Below are 18614 nucleotides of genomic sequence, written 5' to 3'. Positions count from 1 at the left end.
CTCATGCAACAGATCGACCATCTCATCGGCGGCAAGTCCGTCAAGGGCTCGGACTACTTCGAGACCGTCAACCCCGCCACGCAGGAAGTGCTGGCCGAAGTCGCTTCCGGCGGCGAGGCCGAGGTGAACGCGGCCGTGGCCGCCGCCAAGGAAGCCTTTCCCAAGTGGGCCGGCATGCCCGCGCCCGAGCGCGCGAAGCTGATCCGCAAGCTCGGCGACCTGATCGCGAAGAACGTGCCCGAGATCGCGCAGACCGAGACCAACGACTGCGGCCAGGTCATCGCGCAGACCGGCAAGCAGCTGGTGCCGCGCGCGGCCGACAACTTCTACTACTTCGCCGAGATGTGCACGCGCGTCGACGGCCACACCTATCCCACGCCCACGCACCTGAACTACACGCTGTTCCACCCGGTCGGCGTGTGCGCGCTGATCAGCCCGTGGAACGTGCCCTTCATGACCGCCACCTGGAAGGTCGCGCCCTGCCTGGCCTTCGGCAACACGGCCGTGCTGAAGATGAGCGAGCTGTCGCCGCTGTCGGCCGCGCGCCTCGGCGAACTGGCGCTCGAGGCCGGCATTCCGCCCGGCGTGCTGAACCTGGTGCACGGCTACGGCAAGGAAGCGGGCGAGCCGCTGGTGGCGCACCCCGACGTGCGCGCGATCTCGTTCACCGGCTCCACCGCCACCGGCAACCGCATCGTGAAGAGCGCGGGCCTCAAGAAGTTCAGCATGGAGCTCGGCGGCAAGAGCCCGTTCGTGATCTTCGACGATGCCGACCTCGACCGCGCGCTCGACGCGGCCGTGTTCATGATCTTCAGCAACAACGGCGAGCGCTGCACGGCCGGCTCGCGCATCCTGGTGCAGCAGTCGATCTACGCCGACTTCGCCGCCAAGTTCGCCGAGCGCGCCAGGCGCATCACGGTGGGCGACCCGCTCGACGAGAAGACCATCGTCGGCCCGATGATCTCGCAGGCCCACCTGGCCAAGGTGCGCAGCTACATCGAGCTGGGCCCGAAGGAAGGCGCCACACTGCTGTGCGGCGGCCTCGAAGCACCGAGCAACCTGCCCGACCGCGTGAAGAAGGGCAACTACGTGGTGCCCACGGTGTTCGCCGACGTCGACAACCGCATGAAGATCGCGCAGGACGAGATCTTCGGCCCCGTCGCCTGCCTGATCCCGTTCCGCGACGAGGCACATGCCATCGAGCTCGCCAACGACATCCAGTACGGCCTGTCGAGCTACGTCTGGACCGAGAACATCGGCAAGGCGCACCGCGTGGCCGCCGCGGTGGAAGCCGGCATGTGCTTCGTCAACAGCCAGAACGTGCGCGACCTGCGCCAGCCCTTCGGAGGCACCAAGGCCTCGGGCACGGGCCGCGAAGGCGGCACCTGGAGCTACGAGGTGTTCTGCGAACCGAAGAACGTGGCGGTGTCGATGGGCTCGCACCACATCCCGCACTGGGGCGTGGCATGAGCCTGGGTCGCCGCACGCTGCTGCAAGGCACGGCCGCGCTCGCGGCACTGCCCATGCTGGCGCGCGCCCAGGCCGCGTGGCCGGCCCGGCCGGTGCGCATCGTCGTGCCCTTCCCGCCCGGCGGCACCACCGACTTCGTCGCGCGGCTGGTCGGCACCGAGCTCGCGAAGACGCTGGGCCAGCCCGTGGTGATCGAGAACAAGCCCGGCGCGGGCACGGTGATCGGCGTCGACACGGTCGCCAAGGCCGCGCCCGACGGCTACAGCTTCGTCTGCGTGGCCAACAGCTTCGCGGCCAATCAAACGCTGGTGCGCAAGCTGCCCTACGACACGCTGAAGGACCTGCGCCCGGTGGCGCTGATGGGCATGTCGGAGCATGTGCTCGCCACCCATCCGGGCAGCGGCCTCAAGACGCTGGCCGACCTGCGCGACCAGGCCAAGGCGAAGCCCGGCACGCTGAGCTTCGCCTCCTTCGGCAACGGCACCTCGGCCCACCTGTCGGGCGAGATGCTCAAGCTGCAGATGGGCCTGGACATCGTGCACGTGCCCTACAAGGGCCAGGGCCCGGCGCTGACCGACTTGCTCGGCGGCCAGGTCACGATGATGTTCGGCAACTGGCCCGAGTTCCGCGGCCATGTGGAGGGCGGCAAGCTGGTGGCGCTGGGCATGGCGACCGCGCAGCGCTCGCAGTACGCGCCGAACATTCCCACACTGGCCGAACAGGGCGTGGCGATCGAGTCCAATTCGTGGAACGGCCTGCTGGCGCCCGCCGGCACGCCCGACGCCGTGGTGCAGCGCGTGAACGCCGAGGTCAACCGCGCGCTCGCGGGACCGGTGGTGACCGAGGCCTTCCGCAAGGGCGGCATCGCGTCGCTGTCGGGCACGCCCGAGCGCTTCGCGGTCTTCGTCCAGAGCGAGATCGCGAAGTACGGCGACGTGATCCGCAAGGCCAACATCCAGATCGAGGGCTGATCATGAGCCTCTATGCGATGCAGAAATTCCTGTTCGCGCTCAACCGCGATGCCGAGGTGCAGCGGCGCTATGCCGAAGGCGGCGACACGCGCAAGGCGCTGCTCGGCGGCTACGACCTCAGCGACGAGGAGCGCGAGGCCATCGACAGCGGCGACGTCGGCAAGCTCTACGTGCTGGGCTGCAACGGGCAGCTCTTGATGCACTTCGCGCCGCTCTTGGGCATCCCGTGGGCCGACTACCTCGAAGCCATGCGCGAGGGCGTGCGCAAGTACGGACCGGTGCGCGCCGGCATCTATGCAATGACAACCGGAACCGACGAGAAAGTGGCGGGCGTATGAGTCTCGTATTCGCAGGCGTGTGCAGCCACGCCCCCGGCATCACCGGCCGCGCGCATCTCGCCGACCCGGCGGTGAAGGACGAGTTCCACGCGCAGTTCCATCGCTTCGGCGAGGCCATGCGCGCGACGAAGCCCGACGCGGTGATCGTGATCGCGGCCGAGCACTTCGCGAACTTCTTCATGAACAACATGCCGGCCTATGCGATCGGCATGGCCGACAGCTACGAGGGCCCGATCGAGGATCCGAAGTGGCTCGGCATCGAGAAGCACACCATCCCGGGCGATGCCGCGCTGTCGCAGCGGCTGATCCGCGAGGTGATGCAGACGGTGGACGTGGCCTATGCCGAGGAGTGGAAGTTCGACCACGGCATCATGGTGCCGCTGAATTTCCTCACGCCGGACTTCGACACCAAGGTCATCCCGGTCAACATCAACTGCCAGGGCCCGCCGCTCACGCCGCTGCACCGCGCCTGGGCTTTCGGCGAAGCGCTGCGCCGCGCCTGCGACAAGGTGCCCGAGCGCATCGCGCTGGTGGGCACCGGCGGCATCTCGCACTGGCCGGCCACGCCCGACTCGGGCAAGGTCAACGCCGAGTGGGACGCCGAGTTCATGCGCCGCTGGTGCGCCAACGACCGCGAGGCGCTGCTGTCGCTCGACGACTACGGCGACGAGGCGACCTACCGCGAAGCCGGCCAGGGCGGCTTCGAGATCCGCACCTTCCTCAGCGTGGCCGCGGCCGCGCGCGGCCAGGGGGAGATCTTCCACATGAAGGCCATTCCGATCTTCGCGGTGACCTGCACGGCCGCGACGATGTCGGTGGTTTGAACGGAGCACGACCATGCCGCACCTGGTGATCCTCTACACGCCCAACATCGAGGCCGAGACCGACATGTCGGCGCTGTGCCGCACGCTGGCCGACACCATGCTCGAGCAGCGCGACGAAGCCGGCAAGCCGGTGTTCCCGACCGGCGGCACGCGCGTGCTGGCCTACCCGGCCGCGCACTACGCGGTGGCCGACGGCAAGGCCGACTACGCCTTCGTCTACCTCAACCTGCGCATGGCCTCGGGCCGCTCCGAGGCGGTGAAGAAGAAGGCCGGCGACGCGCTGCTGGCCAGGGTGCGAAGCCACTTCGAGCCCGTCTTCTCGCAACGCCACATCGGCATCACGCTGCAGATCGACGAGAGCCCCGGCCAGGTCTACGACGGCAAGCACAGCAACCTGCATCCCCTGTTCAACAAGAGCTGACCCCACACACACCGCCATGCTTTCTTCCGACACCATCGCCCGGCTCGCGGCCGAACTGCACGAGAGCGAACGCTCGCGCGTGCAGGTCGAGCATTTCTCCAAGCGCTTTCCCGAGATGACCATCGAGGACGGCTATGCGATCTCGCGCGCATGGGTCAAGCAGAAGATCGCCGAGGGCCGCGTGGCCAAGGGCCACAAGATCGGCCTGACCTCGCGCGCGATGCAGCAGTCGAGCCAGATCACCGAGCCCGACTACGGCACGCTGCTCGACGACATGTTCTTCGAGCAGGGCAGCGACATCCCCTTCGCGCGCTTCATCGCGCCGCGCATCGAGGTCGAGCTGGCCTTCATCCTCGGCAAGCCGCTCAAGGGCCCGGGCGTGACCATCTTCGACGTGCTCGCGGCCACCGACTACGTGGTGCCGGCGATCGAGATCATCGATGCGCGCATCGAGCAGTTCGACCGCCACACCAAGGCGCCGCGCAAGGTCTTCGACACCATCGCCGACAACGCGGCCAATGCCGGCATCGTGATCGGCGGGCGGCCCGTGAAGCCCGACGCGGTCGACCTGCGCTGGGTCAGCGCGCTGCTCTACAAGAACGGCGTGATCGAGGAATCGGGCGTGGCCGCGGCGGTGCTCAACCATCCGGCCACCGGCGTGGCCTGGCTCGCGAACAAGCTGGCGCCCTGGGACGAACACCTGGAGGCCGGCGAGGTCGTTCTCGGCGGCTCGTTCACGCGCCCGACCACCGCGCTGCCCGGCGACACCTTCCATGCCGACTACGGCCCGCTGGGCGCCGTGTCGTTCCGCCTCGTCTGACCTCTTCGGAATCCTCCATGCACACCCCCATCAACCTGTTCAAGAAGGCCATGGCCGAGAAGCGCGCCCAGATCGGCCTGTGGGTCGGCCTGGCCGACGGCTACGCGGCCGAGATCCTGGCCGGCACCGGCTACGACTGGCTGCTGGTCGACGGCGAGCACGCGCCCAACGACGTGCGCTCGGTGCTCGCGCAGCTGCAGGGCATCTCGAGCGCCTGGTCGGCGCTGCCCGAGGGCGCGACCCGGCCGCAGCCGATCGTGCGCGTGCCCGTGGGCGACACCACGCTGCTCAAGCAGTACCTCGACATCGGCGCGCAGACGCTGCTGGTGCCGATGGTCGACACCGCCGAGCAGGCCGCGCGCATGGTGCAGGGCATGCGCTATCCGCCCGAGGGCATCCGCGGCATGGGCAGCGCGCTCGCGCGGGCCTCGCGCTGGCAGGCCTATCCGAACTACCTGCACGAGGCCAATGCCCAGACCTGCCTGCTGGTGCAGGCCGAGACGGTGGAGGCGATGAAAAACCTCGACGCGATCGCGGCCACGCCCGGCGTCGACGGCGTGTTCATCGGCCCGGCCGACCTGTCGGCCTCGATGGGCTTCGTGGGCCAGCCCAACCATCCCGAGGTGCAGGCGGTGATCGCCGACGCGGTCGCGCGCATCCAGAAGGCCGGCAAGGCCGCGGGCATCCTCTCGACCACCGAGGAGCAGGCACGCAAGTGGCTCGCGGCCGGCGCCACCTTCGTGGCCGTGGGGGTGGACACCATCGTGCTGGCGGCGGCGGCGCGCCAGCTCGCCGCCAAGTTCAGGAACGGCGCCGCCCCGGCCGCGCCTGCTCCCAGCAGCTACTGAAGCAACGACAGGAGTCCGCATGCGCCGCCTCGCCCTCAAGTTCATCGTCGCCGCCGCCGTGCTGGGCCTCGCGGCCTGCGCCCAACTCCCCGCCCCCGGCCCCGCCGCCCAGCAGGAAGCCAACCGCCAGGCCGTGCTGGCCTTCTACGAGAAGGGCCTGAACCAGAAGGACGCCGAGGCCGCCCTCAAGTACGTGGGCAACCGCTACGTGCAGCACAACCCGACCGCGGCCGACGGCCCCGAGGGCTTTCGCAAGTTCATCGCCTTCCTGCGCGAGAAATTCCCGAACTCGAAGAGCGAGATCAAGCGCAGCTTCGCCGAGGGCGACTACGTGATCCTGCACGTGCACGCGGTGCGCGAACCGGGCACGCGCGGCAATGCGATCGTCGACATCTTCAAGCTCGAGAACGGCAAGATCGTCGAGCACTGGGACGTGATCCAGCCGGTGCCCGAGACCGCCGCCAACAGCAACGGCATGTTCTGACCCTTTTCCCCCACCCGAGCCAGCCCGCCGCCAGCCGATGACCACGCCCACCGATCCCAAGCCGCCGCGCTTCCGTTCCGCCACCATCCGCGAGGGCACGATCCGCGCGACCACGCGCAGCTTCCTGCATGCGCTGGGCCAGGACGACGAGGACATCGAGCGCCCGCACGTCGGCGTGTTCCACACCGGCGGCGAGATGAGCCCGTGCAACCTGAACCTGCGCGAGCAGGCGCAGCACGCCAAGACCGGCATCTACGCGGGCGGCGGCACGCCGCACGAATGCCCGGTGGTGTCGGTCAGCGACGGGCTGACCATGGCGCACTCGGGCATGCGCTTCTCGCTGATCTCGCGCGAGCTGATCGCCGACAGCGTGGAAGCCTCGGTGCGCGGCCACCAGTGGGACGGCATCTTCGCGATCGGCGCCTGCGACAAGAACCTGCCGGGCCTGATGATGGGCATGGTGCGCTGCAACGTGCCGAGCGTGTTCGTGCACGGCGGCTCGGCACTGCCGGGCCAGATGCCCGGGCCCGACGGGCGCGACCTCAACGTGGTCGATACCTACGAGACCATCGGCCAAGTGCTGGCCGGCACGGCCACGCACGATGAGCTCGACGCCATGAGCCGCGCCTGCCTGCCCACGGCCGGCGCCTGCGCGGGCCAGTTCACGGCCAACACCATGGGCATGGTGTCGGAGGCGCTGGGCCTCGCGCCGATCGGCTCGAGCATGGTGCCGGCGGTGTTCAGCGAGCGCGCGCCGCTGATGCGCCGCGCCGCGAAGACGCTGATGAAGGCGGTGATGGGCGACAGCCCGCTGCCGCGCGACATCGTCACGCGCAAGGCGCTCGAGAACGCCTGCGCCGTGGTCTCGGCCACGGGCGGCTCGACCAATGCCGCGCTGCACCTGCCGGCGATCGCGCACGAGGCCGGCATCCGCTTCCACCTCGACGACGTGGCCGAGGTGTTCGCGCGCACGCCGCTCATCGCCGACCTGCGCCCGGGCGGGCGCTACCTCGCGCGCGACGTGTTCTACATCGGCGGCGCCGGCGTGATCCTGCGCACGCTGCTCGAGCAGGGCTTCCTGCATGGCGACGTGCTCACCTTCACCGGCCGCACCATGGCCGAGGAACTGGCCGACGCCCTGGCGCCCGACGGCCGCGTGGTGCGCGAGGCCGGCAACCCGATCACGCGCGACGGCGGGCTGGCGGTGCTCAAGGGCAACCTCTGCCCCGATGGCGCGCTGCTCAAGACCGCCGGCCTGCAGACGCTGGTGCACCGCGGCCCGGCGCGGGTGTTCGATTCGGAGGAAGAGGCGCAGACCGCGGTGCAGAACCGGCGGTACGAAGCGGGCGACGTGATCGTGATCCGCAACGAGGGCCCCCGGGGCAGCCCCGGCATGCGCGAGATGCTGGGCATCACCGCCCTGCTCTACGGCCAGGGCATGGGCGACAAGGTGGCGCTACTGACCGACGGGCGCTTCTCGGGCGCCACGCGCGGCCTGTGCATCGGCTATGCCGGGCCCGAGGCGGCCGACGGGGGTCCGATCGCGGCGCTGCGCGACGGCGACCTGATCGCGATCGACGCGCGCGCGGCGGCGCGCACCATTTCGGTGGAACTGACGGACGAGGAGATCGCGCGGCGCCTCGCCGGACGTGGAGTAAACGCGGGGGTCCCGCGCGGTGGCTTGCTGGAAAAATACGCGCTCACCGTGCGTCCTGCCCACCAGGGCGCGGTGACCCATTCGGGCGCGGTCACCTGGCTGCGCGACGAGTCCTGACCCCCAACCACCGTTACCCGGAGACAGAACCATCATGAGCTTCACCCGCCGCCAGCTGCTGCAGTCCACCGGCGCCTCCGCGCTGCTCGCCGGCATCGGCCAGCGCGCCTTCGCGCAGGCCGGCATCGAGACCGCGACCATCGTCACCGGCTTCGCGGCCGGCGGCACCTCGGACACCATCTGCCGCCGGGTCGCGACCAAGCTGAGCCCCGACTACGCGCGCGCGGCGGTGGTGGAGAACCGCACCGGCGCGGGCGGCCAGATCGCGGTCAGCTACGTCAAGGGCCGCCCGGCCGACGGCACCACGATCCTGCAGACGCCGACCTCGATCCTCACGATCTACCCGCACATCTACAAGAAGCTGCCGTACGACCCGATGGTCGACATCACGCCCGTGACCATCGGCTGCATCTTCGACTTCGGTTTCGCGGTCGGCCCGGCCGTGCCGGCCAGCGTGAAGACCGTGCCCGAATTCCTGGCCTGGGCCAAGGCCAACCCGGCCGGCGCCAACTACGGCTCGCCGGCGGCCGGCTCCACGCCGCACTTCATCGGCGCGCTGCTCGGCAAGAAGGGCGGCGTCGAGCTCAAGCACGCGGCCTACCGCGGCACGCAGCCGGCCATGCTCGACCTGCTGGGCGGCAACATCTCGGCGGTGTCGGGCCCGATCGGCGACATCACGCAGCACCTGCCCACGGGCAAGGTGCGCATCCTCGGCGTCTCGGGCGCCAAGCGCAGCCGCTTCGCGCCCGACGTGCCGACCTTCGGCGAGCAGGGCATCCAGGACATGGCGCACAGCGAGTGGTTCGCCTTCTTCCTGCCGGCCAAGGCCTCGCCCGAGCTGGTCGCGAGGCTCAATGCCTCGATGAAGAATGCGCTCGCGCAGAAGGACGTGGTCGACGGCCTCGGCACCTTCGGCCTGGAAGCCATGTCCTCCACGCCCGCCGAGCTGACCGAACTGTTGAAGAAAGACACCGCCAAGTGGGCGCCGATCGTCAAGGAAGTCGGCTTCACCGCGGAAGGCTAACCCCATGAAGGAACTGCAATGACCCCTCTCGCCACCACCACGCCGTCGTCCGCGTCGGCCCTGGTCCATCCCTCGATCCATCCCGACGAGCGCGCCGCGCGCGAGGAGCTCGCGGCCTGCTACCGCATCTTCGCGATGCTGGGCTGGACCGAGATGATCTACAACCACATCACGGTGCGGCTGCCCGACAGCGTGACCGGTGGCGAGAAGCAGTTCCTGATCAATCCCTTCGGCCTGCACTACAGCGAGGTCACGGCCAGCAACCTGGTGAAGATCGACCTGCAGGGCCGCGTGCTCGACGGCTCGACCTTCCCGGTCAACCCGGCCGGCTTCACGGTGCATGCCGCGATCCACGACGGCCTCGAGGGCGCGCACTGCGTGATGCACACGCACACCACCGCGGGCGTGGCCGTGGCCTGCCTGCAGGGCGGCCTGCAGCAGACCAACTTCTATACCGCGCAGCTGCACGGCATGGTGGCCTACCACGAGTTCGAGGGCATCACCATCCACGCCGACGAGGGCCCGCGCCTGCTCAAGAGCATCGGCGACCGCAACGCCGTGATCCTGCGCAACCACGGCCTGCTGGCCTGGGGCCAGACCCTGCCGCAGACCTTCGCGATCCTCTGGACCCTGCAGCGCGCCTGCGAGATCCAGATGGCGACCTTCTCGATGGGCGCCGCGATCCCCGTGAGCGAGGAGATCGCAAGCCGCTGCACGCGCGACGCGCTGCAGTTCAGCCCCGCGCACGGCGCCGGCCAGGACGTGTTCAATGCCCTGGTGCGCCAGGTCGACCGCATCGATCCTTCCTACCGCGCCTGAGCGCGACTGACCACTACGATCGACTCATGAAGATCTGCATTTACGGCGCCGGCGCGATCGGCGGATGGATCGGCGTCGGCCTCGCGCAAGCGGGCCAGCGCCTCAACGTGGTGGCGCGCGGCGCCACGCTCGAAGCGCTGCGGCGCGACGGCCTCTCGCTGATGCGCGGCGACGTGCGCACGCGCGTGCCGGTCAACGCGGTGGCCGACCCGGAAGAACTCGGCGTGCAGGACCTGGTGGTGATCGCCGTCAAGGCGCCGGCGCTGGCCGGCGTGGCCGAGCGCATCGCGCCGCTGATCGGCGCCGACACCCTGGTGCTGACCGCGATGAACGGCGTGCCCTGGTGGTTCCTCGAGGGCGGCTTCGGCGGCCCCATCGCGGGCCACCGCCTCGGCGCGGTCGATCCCGACGGCGCGATCGCGCGTGCCATTCCCGCGGCCAACGTGATCGGCGGCGTGGTGCACTGCAGCTGTTCGCTCGACGCGCCCGGCGTGGTGCGGCACCACTTCGGCAACGGCCTGATCGTGGGCGAGCCCTCGGGCGAGGCCACGCCGCGCGTGAAGCAGCTGGTCGAGCTGCTGCAGGCCACGGGCATCGAGACCACGCTGTCGCCGCAGATCCAGCGCGACGTCTGGTTCAAGCTCTGGGGCAACATGACGGTGAACCCGATCAGCGCGCTGACCGGTGCCACCACCGACCTGATCATGGGCGACGACTACGTGCGCGGCTTCATCTCGGCCGTGATGCTCGAGGCCAAGGAGATCGGCCGGCGCATCGGCATCGAGATCGCGCAGAGCCCGGAAGACCGCCACGCGGTCACGCGCAAGCTCGGCGCCTTCAAGACCTCGATGCTGCAGGACGTGGAGGCCGGCCGCTCGGTCGAGCTCGACGCCCTCGTGACCGTGGTGCGCGAGCTCGGCGAGCTGACCGCCGTGGCGACGCCGTTCACCGATGCGCTGCTGGGCCTGGCGCGCCTGAAGACGCGGCAGCTCGGCCTGTACTGAGCGGCGCCGGCGCTACGCCAGCGTGCGCAGCGCGGCCTCGAGCACGCGCGCGTGGTCCCGCGGATGCGCGGGCAGCCATTCGTGCAGCTTGTGGCCCGCGCCCGCGAGCCGCAGCACTTCCACGCTCTTCGCGCGCCGCGCCCGCTGCGTGTACTGCGCGAGCACCGCGGCGGGAATGACCGCGTCCTCGCCGCCGAGCACCAGCAGCAGCCGGCCCTCGAAGCGATCGAGCGCGGCGAAGGCCGGCGAGGCTGCGTAGTCCTCATCGCGGGTCGCGCGCAGGACGCCCTGGAAGCGCGGGCCGAAGGGCGCGTCCTCGGCCTCGGCCACGTAGGCGGCCGGGCAGAACAGCACCAGCGCGGACGGGTTCAGCACCGGGATCAGCGCGCAGGCGATGTGGCCGCCCATGCTGCTGGCGATCAGCGACAGCGGCCGGCCCGGTGCCACCCGTTCGGCGACGGTCCGCGCCTGCGCCACACGGTGCGCGAGGCTCGATCCCTCGAGCTGCCCGCCGCTCTCGCCATGGCCGCAGAAGTCGAAGGAGGCGCAGGGCACGCCGCCGTGCACCAGGCCGTCGAGCAGGTAGCGGATGCCGCGCCGCGAGGCCTGGACGCCGCCGCCATGCAGCGCCAGCACGCGGGGCGGCTCGCCCAAAGCATTCGGAAGGATCGAGCCCCGCAGGGTGTGGGGGCCATGGGCCACGGAGAAATCGGTCATGCGCGCCGAGGATGCCATGCCGGGCGGCTCAAGCTCGGCGCGGCGGCAGCGTGACCCACCACGCGGCCGCGACGATCATCGCGCCGCCGATCCAGCCGCCGGGGCCGACCCGTTCGCCGAAGCCCCAGACCGCGATCAGCGCGCCGAACACCGGCTCGCTGCCCATCAGCAGCGACACCCGGCTCGGGCTGGTGCGCGAGGCCGCATGGTTCTGCGCGAAGAAGGCGAACACGGTGCACAGCAGCACGAGGTAGGCCATGCCCCACCAGAACGAGGCCGTGGCCGGCGGCACATGCCAGGCACCGCCCGACACCGCGAGCGCCAGCACGGCCGCGCCCAGCGCCATGGTGCCCGCCTGCACCGCCGTCAGCGTGAGCGCCGGCAGCGCATGGCGGCCCGCGAGGCGGCGCGTCAGGCAGACCATGAGGGCGCGCAGCACGGCGGCCGCGACCATCAGCGCATCGCCCCAGCCCAGGCCGGCCGAGCTGGCCGAGGCATGCGCGCTCAGCGACAGCAGCGCGGCGCCCGCGAGCGAGATCGCCGCGGCCGCGAACACGCGCGGCGCGGGCCGCTCGCCGAGCAGCCACCATTCGGCCAGCGGCGTGAAGGCCACGCACAGGCTGATCAGGAAGGCGGCGTTGCTCGCGCTGGTGAGCGAGACGCCGAAGGTCTCGCAGACGAAGATCGCGAGCAGGTTCGCGCCCAGCAGCCCGCCCACCGCGAGCCCCTGCCGCCACTGCGGCCCCACCAGCGGGCGCAGCGCGGGCAGCAGCACGAGGAAGGTCAGGCCGAAGCGCAGCGCGATGAATTCGAGCACCGGCAGTTGCAGCGTGGCCTGCTTGGCGACCGCGTAGCTGCCGCCCCAGACCGCCGCCACCAGCAGCAGCATGAGTTCGGCCATGCCGAAGCCGGGCCGGGCCGGCATGCCGCCGGGGGTGAGGGCGATGCCGCCCGCGCGCTTTGAATCCATACTCCGCCTGTTCGATGCCGATGCCCGCGCGCCATGCGCGGGGACCGAGGCGGAATTGTTCCGGGCCTCGATCGCGGCGGGTAGCCATCCGCAGGAACAGGACTGTTGCACCGTGGGACCGAATTCATTCCTCAAGGTACTGCCCGAGATGGTGGCCTTCCTGCGCGTGGCCGAGCTCGGCAGCTTCTCGGCCGCGGCCGACCTGCTGGGCATCACGCCCTCGGCCGCGAGCCGGCAGGTGAAGCGGCTCGAGAAGGAGATCGGCGTGCAGCTGCTGCAGCGCACGACGCGCCAGCTGCGCCTGACCGAGGCCGGCGCCGAGGCCTTCGAGCGCTGCCGCGAACTGGCGGCCGCGGCGCAGGACACGATGGCGCTGGCGCAGCGCTTCTCGGCCGAGCCGCGCGGGCTGGTGCGGTTGAGCGCGCCCAAGGCCTTCGCGCGCCGGGTGCTGCATCCGCTGGTGCTGGACTTCCTCGCGCGCCATCCCGCGGTCGACGTGCAGCTGATCGTGGAGGACCGCGACATCGATCCGATCCGCGAGGGCGTGGACCTCGTGGTGCGGCTCACCACCGAGCCGCCCGAGGGGCTGGTGGCGCGCCGGCTGATGGCGGTGGCGCACATCCTGGTGGCCGCGCCCGCGTACCTCGAGGGCCACGCGGCCATCGCGCACCCGCGCGACCTCGCGGCCCACAGCTGCCTGTCGCTGGGCGAGCACGAACGCGACAACCACTGGCGCTTCAGCCGCCCCGGCGAGGACGACGTGGAAGTGACGGTGCACGGCCGCTACATCGCCAACCACAGCGAGATGCGCATGGAGGCCGCGACGGCCGGCCTGGGCGTGGCCTGCGTGCCGGCCTTCTCGGCGCAGCAGGCCCTGGGCGACGGCCGCGTGGCGCGCGTGCTCGGCGACTGGGAGTTCCGCGGCAACTACCACGGCCATGCGTGGATCCTCTATCCGCCGAACCGCTTCACGGTGCCCAAGTGCCGGGTGCTGATCGACCACTTGGTAGCGCGGCTAGAGACCGAGGGCTGAATGCGGGAACCGGACGCAGAGGACGCGAAGGTTTCGCAAAGAGCGCAAAAGAAACCGCAGAAATTTCTTCTCTTTCGCGTCTTTCGCGAAACCTTCGCGTCCTCTGCGTCCGGAAGTTCGCTTTCACTGCGGCTGCAAGCCCGCCTGCTTCATCATCGCCTCGGTCAGCGCCATCTCCTGCGTGAAGCCGCGCGTGTAGTCGACGGCGCCCTGCGGGCTGGCCAGGCCGCCGTTCTCGGCCAGCGTGGCCTGCACCGCGGGCTGCGCGAGCGCCTTCTCGAAGGCCACGCGAATGCGCTCGGCGATCGCATCGGGCGTGCCGGCCGGCACCGAGATGCCGCCCCAGGAAGTCAGCTCGACGCCCTTCACGCCGAGCTCGGCCAGGGTGGGCACTTCGGGCAGCGAGGGGTTGCGACGCGCGCCCGCGATCGCGAGCGCCCTGAGCTTGCCGGCCTGGATCTGCGGATAGGCCACCGACAGGATCGGCGTGCCGAACACCACCTGCCGGCCGAGGATCGCGTTGACCAGTTCCGAAGCGCCCTTGTAGGGCACGTGCGTGGCCTGCGCGCCGAGCGCGCTCAGCAGCAGCTCCACGCCGAGGTGCGAGGGCGTGCCGACGCCGCCCGAGGCGTAGTCGAGCTTGCCGGGCTGGGCCCGCGCCTTCGCGGCCAGATCGGACAGGCTCGCGATGCCCGCGTCGGCATGCACCACCAGCACGATGTCGGAGGTGGTGAGCCGCATGAGGTGGCGGAAGTCCTTGAGCGCGTCGTAGCCGGGGCTGCGGTACATGCGCATGTTGGCCGCCATCGGCGCGGCCGAGTAGATCCAGGTGTAGCCGTCGGCCGGCGCGCGCGCCACCAGCCGCGCGCCGATGTTGCCGCCGGCACCGCCCTTGTTCTCGATCACCACCGGCTGGCCCAGCAGCGGGCCCACGGCCTCGGCGAGCACGCGTGCCGTGATGTCGGGGCCGGTGCCCGCGAGGTAGGGCACGACCCACTTGATCGGGCGCTCGGGCCAGGCCGCGGCGGCCGCGCGGGCACGCGAGGCGGCCGGCAGCGCGAAGGCGGCCAGCGCGGCGGAAGCGGTGCCGAGGAAGCGGCGGCGATCCGTGAAGCACATGTCGTTGTCTCCTTGTCGTTCTTGGTCGAGGCGTTCAGCTCGAGAGCTCGCCGAGCAGCTCGCGCGCGATGGTGTTGCGCTGGATCTCGCTGGTGCCGGTCAGCACGCGGTACATGCGCAGCATGCGGAACAGGAACTCCACGCGCCGGCCTTGCACGATGCCCTCGCCGCCGTGGATCTGCACCGCGCGGTCGGCGATGCGGAAGGCCGACTCGGAGCAGAACAGCTTGGCCATCGAGGCCTCGGCGCGCGCCTCCGAGCCGGCATCGATCTGGCGCGCGGTCGCGAGCATCAGCGCGCGCGCGGCCGCCAGCTCGGTCGCCATGTCGGCGAGCAGGTGCTGGATCGCCTGGAACTGGCCGATGGCGCGGCCGAACTGGCGCCGCTGGCCCGCGTACTCGCAGGCATCGCGCAGCGCCACCGCAGCCAGCCCCACCATCGCGGGGCAGTGCAGCAGGCGATTGACCGTGATGCGCCCGAGCGCGAGCGCCAGGCCGCGGCCCGGTTCGCCCACGAGGTTCGCCACCGGGATGCGGCAGTCCTCGAGCACGATGTCGCCGGTGTGCGACTGGCCGGCCATGGTCTTGTAGCCGGCCTCCACGCGCACGCCGGGCTGCGTGAGGTCGACGAAGAAGGCGCTGACCTCGCGCTGCGCCGGGTCGCTCGCGGTGGAAGCCATCAGCACCGCGAAGTCGGCGAAGGGCGAGCCCGAGATGAAGCGCTTGCGGCCGTTGAGCACGAAGTGTTCGCCCTCGCGCACGGCGCGTGTCTGCACCGCGCCCGCGTCGGAGCCGGCCTCGGCCTCGGTCAGCGCGAAGCAGATCGCCTTCTCGGCGCGCGCCACCGGCACGATGAAGCGCTCCATGTGGTGCGGCGTGGCCTTGCGCACCAGCGCACCCACGCGCGGCGGGCCGCTGAGCTCGCCGAGCACGTGCGGCGCCAGCGGCGAGCCGCTCGCGTAGATCGCTTCCTTGACGAGCACGTGGTCGAGCACGCTGAGGCCGAGCCCGCCCATGGCTTCGGGCAGGGTCATGCCGTAGAAGCCCAGCGTCTGCGAACGGCGCCAGACCTGCCGCAGCAGCTCGCGGCTCGCGCCGTGCTCGTGGTCGATGCCGTGCGCGCGCACCAGGTCGGCGAGCTCGCCGTGCAGGAAGTCCTCGATGCGCGCGATCAGCTCGGCCGCGCGCGCGGAGCCTTCGAAGGGGCGCGCATGGGCGCCGGACGACGGGAGGGATGCGTTCATGTCCGTCCCCGCCTTCAGTTGACCATGCGGCTCTGGCCGGCCCAGTACGGCGCCTGGATCGCCTTGCGCGCGACCTTGCCGTTCGGGTTCTTCGGCAGCGCGCCCACGAACTCCACGCGGCGCGGCCGCTTGAAGCCGCCGAGCCGCTCGGCGCAGAAGGCATCGAGCGCGCCCAGGTCGAGCGCGTGGCCGGGCTTGAGCACCACGTGCGCGGCCACGGCCTCGCCCCACTTGTCGTCGGGCACGGCGAACACGCAGGCATCGGCGACGGCCTCGTGCTGGTAGAGCACGGCCTCGACCTCCGAGGGATAGACGTTGAAGCCGCCGCTGATCACCATGTCCTTCTTGCGATCGACGATGTAGACGAAGCCCTGGTCGTCGGCGCGCGCGAGGTCGCCCGTGTGGTAGCGGCCGTTCTTCAGCACCTCGGCCGTGAGCTCGGGCGCGCGCCAGTAGCCGGCGAACACGTCGGGGCCGCTGACCACGATCTCGCCGATCTCGCCACTCGCCACGGGCTGGCCCGCGTCGTCGACGATCTCCACCAGCGACTCGAGGAAGGGCCGGCCGCACGAGGCCAGCCGCCCGGGCGCGGCGGCGCGCGCGAACAGGTGGTCCTCCACGCCGAGGCCGCACACGCCCGAGGTGGTCTCGCCCGCGCCGTAGCCCTGCGACAGCACCGGGCCGAACACGTCCATGGCGCGCAGGATGCGCGCGGGCGCCATCGGCGCGGCGCCGTAGCCCAGGCGCTGCAGGTCGGGCAGCGGGCGGTAGCGGCCCTCGAGCTCGGCCAGCAGCATGTTGATCATGGTCGGCACCATGAAGGTGTGGGTCACGCGCTCGGCCTTCATGTCGGCGAGGAAGCGGCCGGGCTCGAAGCCCGCGAACAGCCGGATGGTGGCGCCGCTGCACAGCGCGGGCACGATCTGCATGCCCGAGGCATGGGTGACCGGGCCGACCAGGCCCAGCAGGTGGCCTTCGCGCATGCCCTCGGAACGCACGAGGAACTTGCGCAGCTGCGCGAGCCGGTTGCCGAAGGTCTGCATCGCGGCCTTGAGCACGCCCGAGGAGCCCGAGGTGTAGTGCAGCACCGCGAGCTCGTCGGCCTCGACGCGCGCGGCCTCGAAGGCGTCGCTGGCGCGGCCGAGCGCGCCCTCGTAGGAAGCGGCGTCGCCTTCGGGCGCGTCGACGAACAGCAGCAGCGGGCGCGCGTCGCCCTTCAGGTGCGGCAGGAAGGCTTCGGCACGCTCGGCCGTGGTGACGATCAGCGCGGCGCCGCTGTTGGCGACGATCTCGCCGACCTCGGCGGGCGAGAGCCGCGCATTGAACGGCGCCTTGACCAGCGCGGCCTTGTAGCAGGCCAGCTCGACCTCGACGATCTCGATGCAGTTCGGCAGGTAGATGCCGACGCGGTCGCCGCGCGCGAGGCCCAGCCCCAGCAGCGCGTTGGCGAGCCGGTTCGACCGGCGGTCGAGCGCCTCGTAGCTGAGGCTGCGCGATTCGGTGCGCAGCGCGATCCGCGGGCCGTGCAGGCGCGCGCAGCGCGAAACGAGTTCGCCGACGTTGGCGACCCGGGGGGTGGTCTGGGGCAAGGGTGTCTCCTGATGCAGGCATGCGTTCGTGCATGCGATGCGCCACTGTCCGCCAAAGCGGCCCGGCACAGGAAATACCGTTTGCTGATGCCGAGCCATCAATCGCATTGATGGCCCGGCTCGCGAGAAACGCGTCGCGCTATGCCTCGGGCTCGACCTCGGCCAGCAGCTCGGCCTCCCAGCGGCCCTCGGCGATCAGCCGCGCGGCCTGCCGCACGAGCGAACGCGCCACCACCCGCGCGGCGGGATCGGGCGCGCGGTCGGCCGGCGTGGCGATGAAGTAGCTGCGCTGCAGCGCGGGCCGCACCACGCGCGCCGCGATCCAGCCTTCGCCCGCGGGCGGGTTGTCCGACAGCGCGCAGGCCGGCGTGAAGGTGAAGCCGGCGCCGCAGACGTAGAGCGAGCGGATCACGCGCGCCGAGTCGTGCTCGTGCGCGAGGTTGAGCGCCACGCCGAGCGTGGCCGCGGCCTCCTCCACGCGCTGGCGGATCGCGAAGCGGCGCGACTGCAGCACCAGCGGCAGCCGGGCCGCGTCGGCGAAATCGATCTCGGGCCGCGGCGCGCTCCGGGCCTTGCCGCGCCGGCCGGCGCGCAGGCGCGGCGCCACGCTGCCGTCGCGGTCGAAGCCGCAGGCGAAGATGGCCTCGCGCGCGAGCGGGCGGCAGGCCAGGCCCTCGACCTGCGGCGTGTCGACCAGCAGGCCGACGTCGGCGCGGCGGTCGAGCATGGCCTTCCTCACCATCAGGCTCAGGTCGTCGAGCACGAACACGCGGATGCGCGGATGCGAGGCCTTGAGCTCGGCCAGCACCGGCCCGAGCAGCAGCGAGGCCAGCAGGAAGGGCACGGCCACCGTGACCGAGCCCTCGGGGCCTTGCGGCAGCCGCTGGATGCGCTCGCGCACCGCATCGGCATCGGACAGCAGGCGCCGCGCGTCCTCGTAGAGCTGCAGGCCCGCGGGCGTGGGCGTGACGCCGGCGTGCGAACGCTCGAACAGCTGCGCGCCGAGCTCGGCCTCGAGCTTCTTGATCTGCGCCGTGAGCGCCGGCTGCGCGATGTAGAGCGTGCCCGCGGCGCGCGAGAGGCTGCCGGCCTCGAGCACGGCGATGAAGTAGCGCAGGGTGCGCAGGTCCACGGCGCGGGCTCCGG

General features: G+C 71.1%; 19 protein-coding genes. 13 read left to right on the top strand and 6 right to left on the bottom strand.

What is annotated here, in order from left to right; genetic code table 11:
* The first annotated feature begins 3 nt into the window (after window positions 1–3).
* The 12 genes from hpaE to INQ48_01405 are packed head-to-tail and all read left to right on the top strand — an operon-like array spanning window position 4 to window position 10797.
* The gene (gene hpaE / locus INQ48_01460; protein ID QRF57962.1) at window positions 4–1470 is read left to right on the top strand and encodes a 5-carboxymethyl-2-hydroxymuconate semialdehyde dehydrogenase; all 1467 of its coding nucleotides are present in this window, start codon (window positions 4–6) and stop codon (window positions 1468–1470) included.
* Window positions 1467–2441: a tripartite tricarboxylate transporter substrate binding protein gene (locus INQ48_01455; GenBank protein QRF57961.1), complete on the top strand. Its 975-nt coding sequence runs from the start codon at window positions 1467–1469 to the stop codon at window positions 2439–2441. Before hpaE ends, INQ48_01455 begins: the two co-directional genes overlap by 4 nt.
* Before the next feature lie 2 nt (window positions 2442–2443).
* Window positions 2444–2779, top strand: coding sequence for an aromatic ring-opening dioxygenase subunit LigA (locus INQ48_01450; GenBank protein QRF57960.1), 336 nt, complete (start codon window positions 2444–2446; stop codon window positions 2777–2779).
* On the top strand, window positions 2776–3603 hold the full coding sequence (locus INQ48_01445) for an extradiol ring-cleavage dioxygenase (protein QRF57959.1): 828 nt from the start codon (window positions 2776–2778) through the stop codon (window positions 3601–3603). Before INQ48_01450 ends, INQ48_01445 begins: the two co-directional genes overlap by 4 nt.
* A 13-nt stretch (window positions 3604–3616) precedes the next feature.
* Window positions 3617–4024 (top strand): 5-carboxymethyl-2-hydroxymuconate Delta-isomerase, encoded by a 408-nt coding sequence (locus INQ48_01440; protein QRF57958.1) that lies wholly within the window; start codon window positions 3617–3619, stop codon window positions 4022–4024.
* A 16-nt stretch (window positions 4025–4040) separates the two neighbouring features.
* Window positions 4041–4844, top strand: a complete 804-nt coding sequence (hpaH, locus tag INQ48_01435) for a 2-oxo-hepta-3-ene-1,7-dioic acid hydratase (GenBank protein ID QRF57957.1) — start codon at window positions 4041–4043, stop codon at window positions 4842–4844.
* Window positions 4845–4861: 17 nt separating this feature from the next.
* On the top strand, window positions 4862–5692 hold the full coding sequence (gene hpaI / locus INQ48_01430; protein ID QRF57956.1) for a 4-hydroxy-2-oxoheptanedioate aldolase: 831 nt from the start codon (window positions 4862–4864) through the stop codon (window positions 5690–5692).
* A 19-nt stretch (window positions 5693–5711) separates the two neighbouring features.
* Entirely contained in the window at window positions 5712–6176 is a 465-nt protein-coding gene (locus tag INQ48_01425; GenBank protein ID QRF57955.1) for an ester cyclase, read from the top strand.
* Window positions 6177–6213: 37 nt separating this feature from the next.
* Window positions 6214–7950: a dihydroxy-acid dehydratase gene (locus INQ48_01420; GenBank protein ID QRF57954.1), complete on the top strand. Its 1737-nt coding sequence runs from the start codon at window positions 6214–6216 to the stop codon at window positions 7948–7950.
* A gap of 34 nt (window positions 7951–7984) precedes the next feature.
* The gene (locus INQ48_01415; protein QRF57953.1) at window positions 7985–8974 is read left to right on the top strand and encodes a Bug family tripartite tricarboxylate transporter substrate binding protein; all 990 of its coding nucleotides are present in this window, start codon (window positions 7985–7987) and stop codon (window positions 8972–8974) included.
* 18 nt (window positions 8975–8992) lie between these two features.
* Complete coding sequence (locus INQ48_01410) at window positions 8993–9793, top strand: class II aldolase/adducin family protein (GenBank protein QRF57952.1); 801 nt, start codon at window positions 8993–8995, stop codon at window positions 9791–9793.
* Window positions 9794–9819: 26 nt separating this feature from the next.
* Complete coding sequence (locus INQ48_01405; protein QRF57951.1) at window positions 9820–10797, top strand: 2-dehydropantoate 2-reductase; 978 nt, start codon at window positions 9820–9822, stop codon at window positions 10795–10797.
* Window positions 10798–10809: 12 nt separating this feature from the next.
* Here the strand turns inward: INQ48_01405 and INQ48_01400 are convergent, their stop codons facing one another.
* Together INQ48_01400 and INQ48_01395 are read right to left on the bottom strand one after the other, a co-directional pair.
* On the bottom strand, window positions 10810–11514 hold the full coding sequence (locus INQ48_01400) for an alpha/beta hydrolase (GenBank protein QRF57950.1): 705 nt from the start codon (window positions 11512–11514) through the stop codon (window positions 10810–10812).
* A gap of 28 nt (window positions 11515–11542) precedes the next feature.
* Complete coding sequence (locus INQ48_01395) at window positions 11543–12484, bottom strand: DMT family transporter (GenBank protein QRF57949.1); 942 nt, start codon at window positions 12482–12484, stop codon at window positions 11543–11545.
* A gap of 148 nt (window positions 12485–12632) precedes the next feature.
* Here INQ48_01395 and INQ48_01390 point away from each other — a divergent pair, with 148 nt between their 5' ends.
* Window positions 12633–13517, top strand: coding sequence for a LysR family transcriptional regulator (locus tag INQ48_01390; GenBank protein QRF60568.1), 885 nt, complete (start codon window positions 12633–12635; stop codon window positions 13515–13517).
* A gap of 123 nt (window positions 13518–13640) precedes the next feature.
* Here INQ48_01390 and INQ48_01385 read toward each other — a convergent pair whose 3' ends face one another.
* From INQ48_01385 to INQ48_01370, 4 genes are read right to left on the bottom strand one after another with little or no spacing between them, the layout of a single operon-like run.
* Window positions 13641–14636 (bottom strand): tripartite tricarboxylate transporter substrate binding protein, encoded by a 996-nt coding sequence (locus INQ48_01385; protein ID QRF57948.1) that lies wholly within the window; start codon window positions 14634–14636, stop codon window positions 13641–13643.
* Window positions 14637–14670: 34 nt separating this feature from the next.
* Complete coding sequence (locus INQ48_01380; protein QRF57947.1) at window positions 14671–15879, bottom strand: acyl-CoA dehydrogenase family protein; 1209 nt, start codon at window positions 15877–15879, stop codon at window positions 14671–14673.
* A gap of 14 nt (window positions 15880–15893) precedes the next feature.
* Window positions 15894–17567: an AMP-binding protein gene (locus INQ48_01375; GenBank protein QRF57946.1), complete on the bottom strand. Its 1674-nt coding sequence runs from the start codon at window positions 17565–17567 to the stop codon at window positions 15894–15896.
* Between the two features lie 40 nt (window positions 17568–17607).
* Window positions 17608–18600 carry a LysR family transcriptional regulator gene (locus INQ48_01370; GenBank protein QRF57945.1) on the bottom strand — a complete coding sequence of 331 codons (993 nt, stop codon included), beginning with the start codon at window positions 18598–18600 and terminating at the stop codon, window positions 17608–17610.
* Window positions 18601–18614 lie beyond the last annotated feature (14 nt).

The organism is Variovorax paradoxus, from assembly GCA_016806145.1.
GTDB lineage: Bacteria > Pseudomonadota > Gammaproteobacteria > Burkholderiales > Burkholderiaceae_C > Variovorax.
The sequence above is the reverse complement of the archived record's forward strand: the minus strand, read 5'-3'. Positions and strand labels throughout refer to the sequence as shown.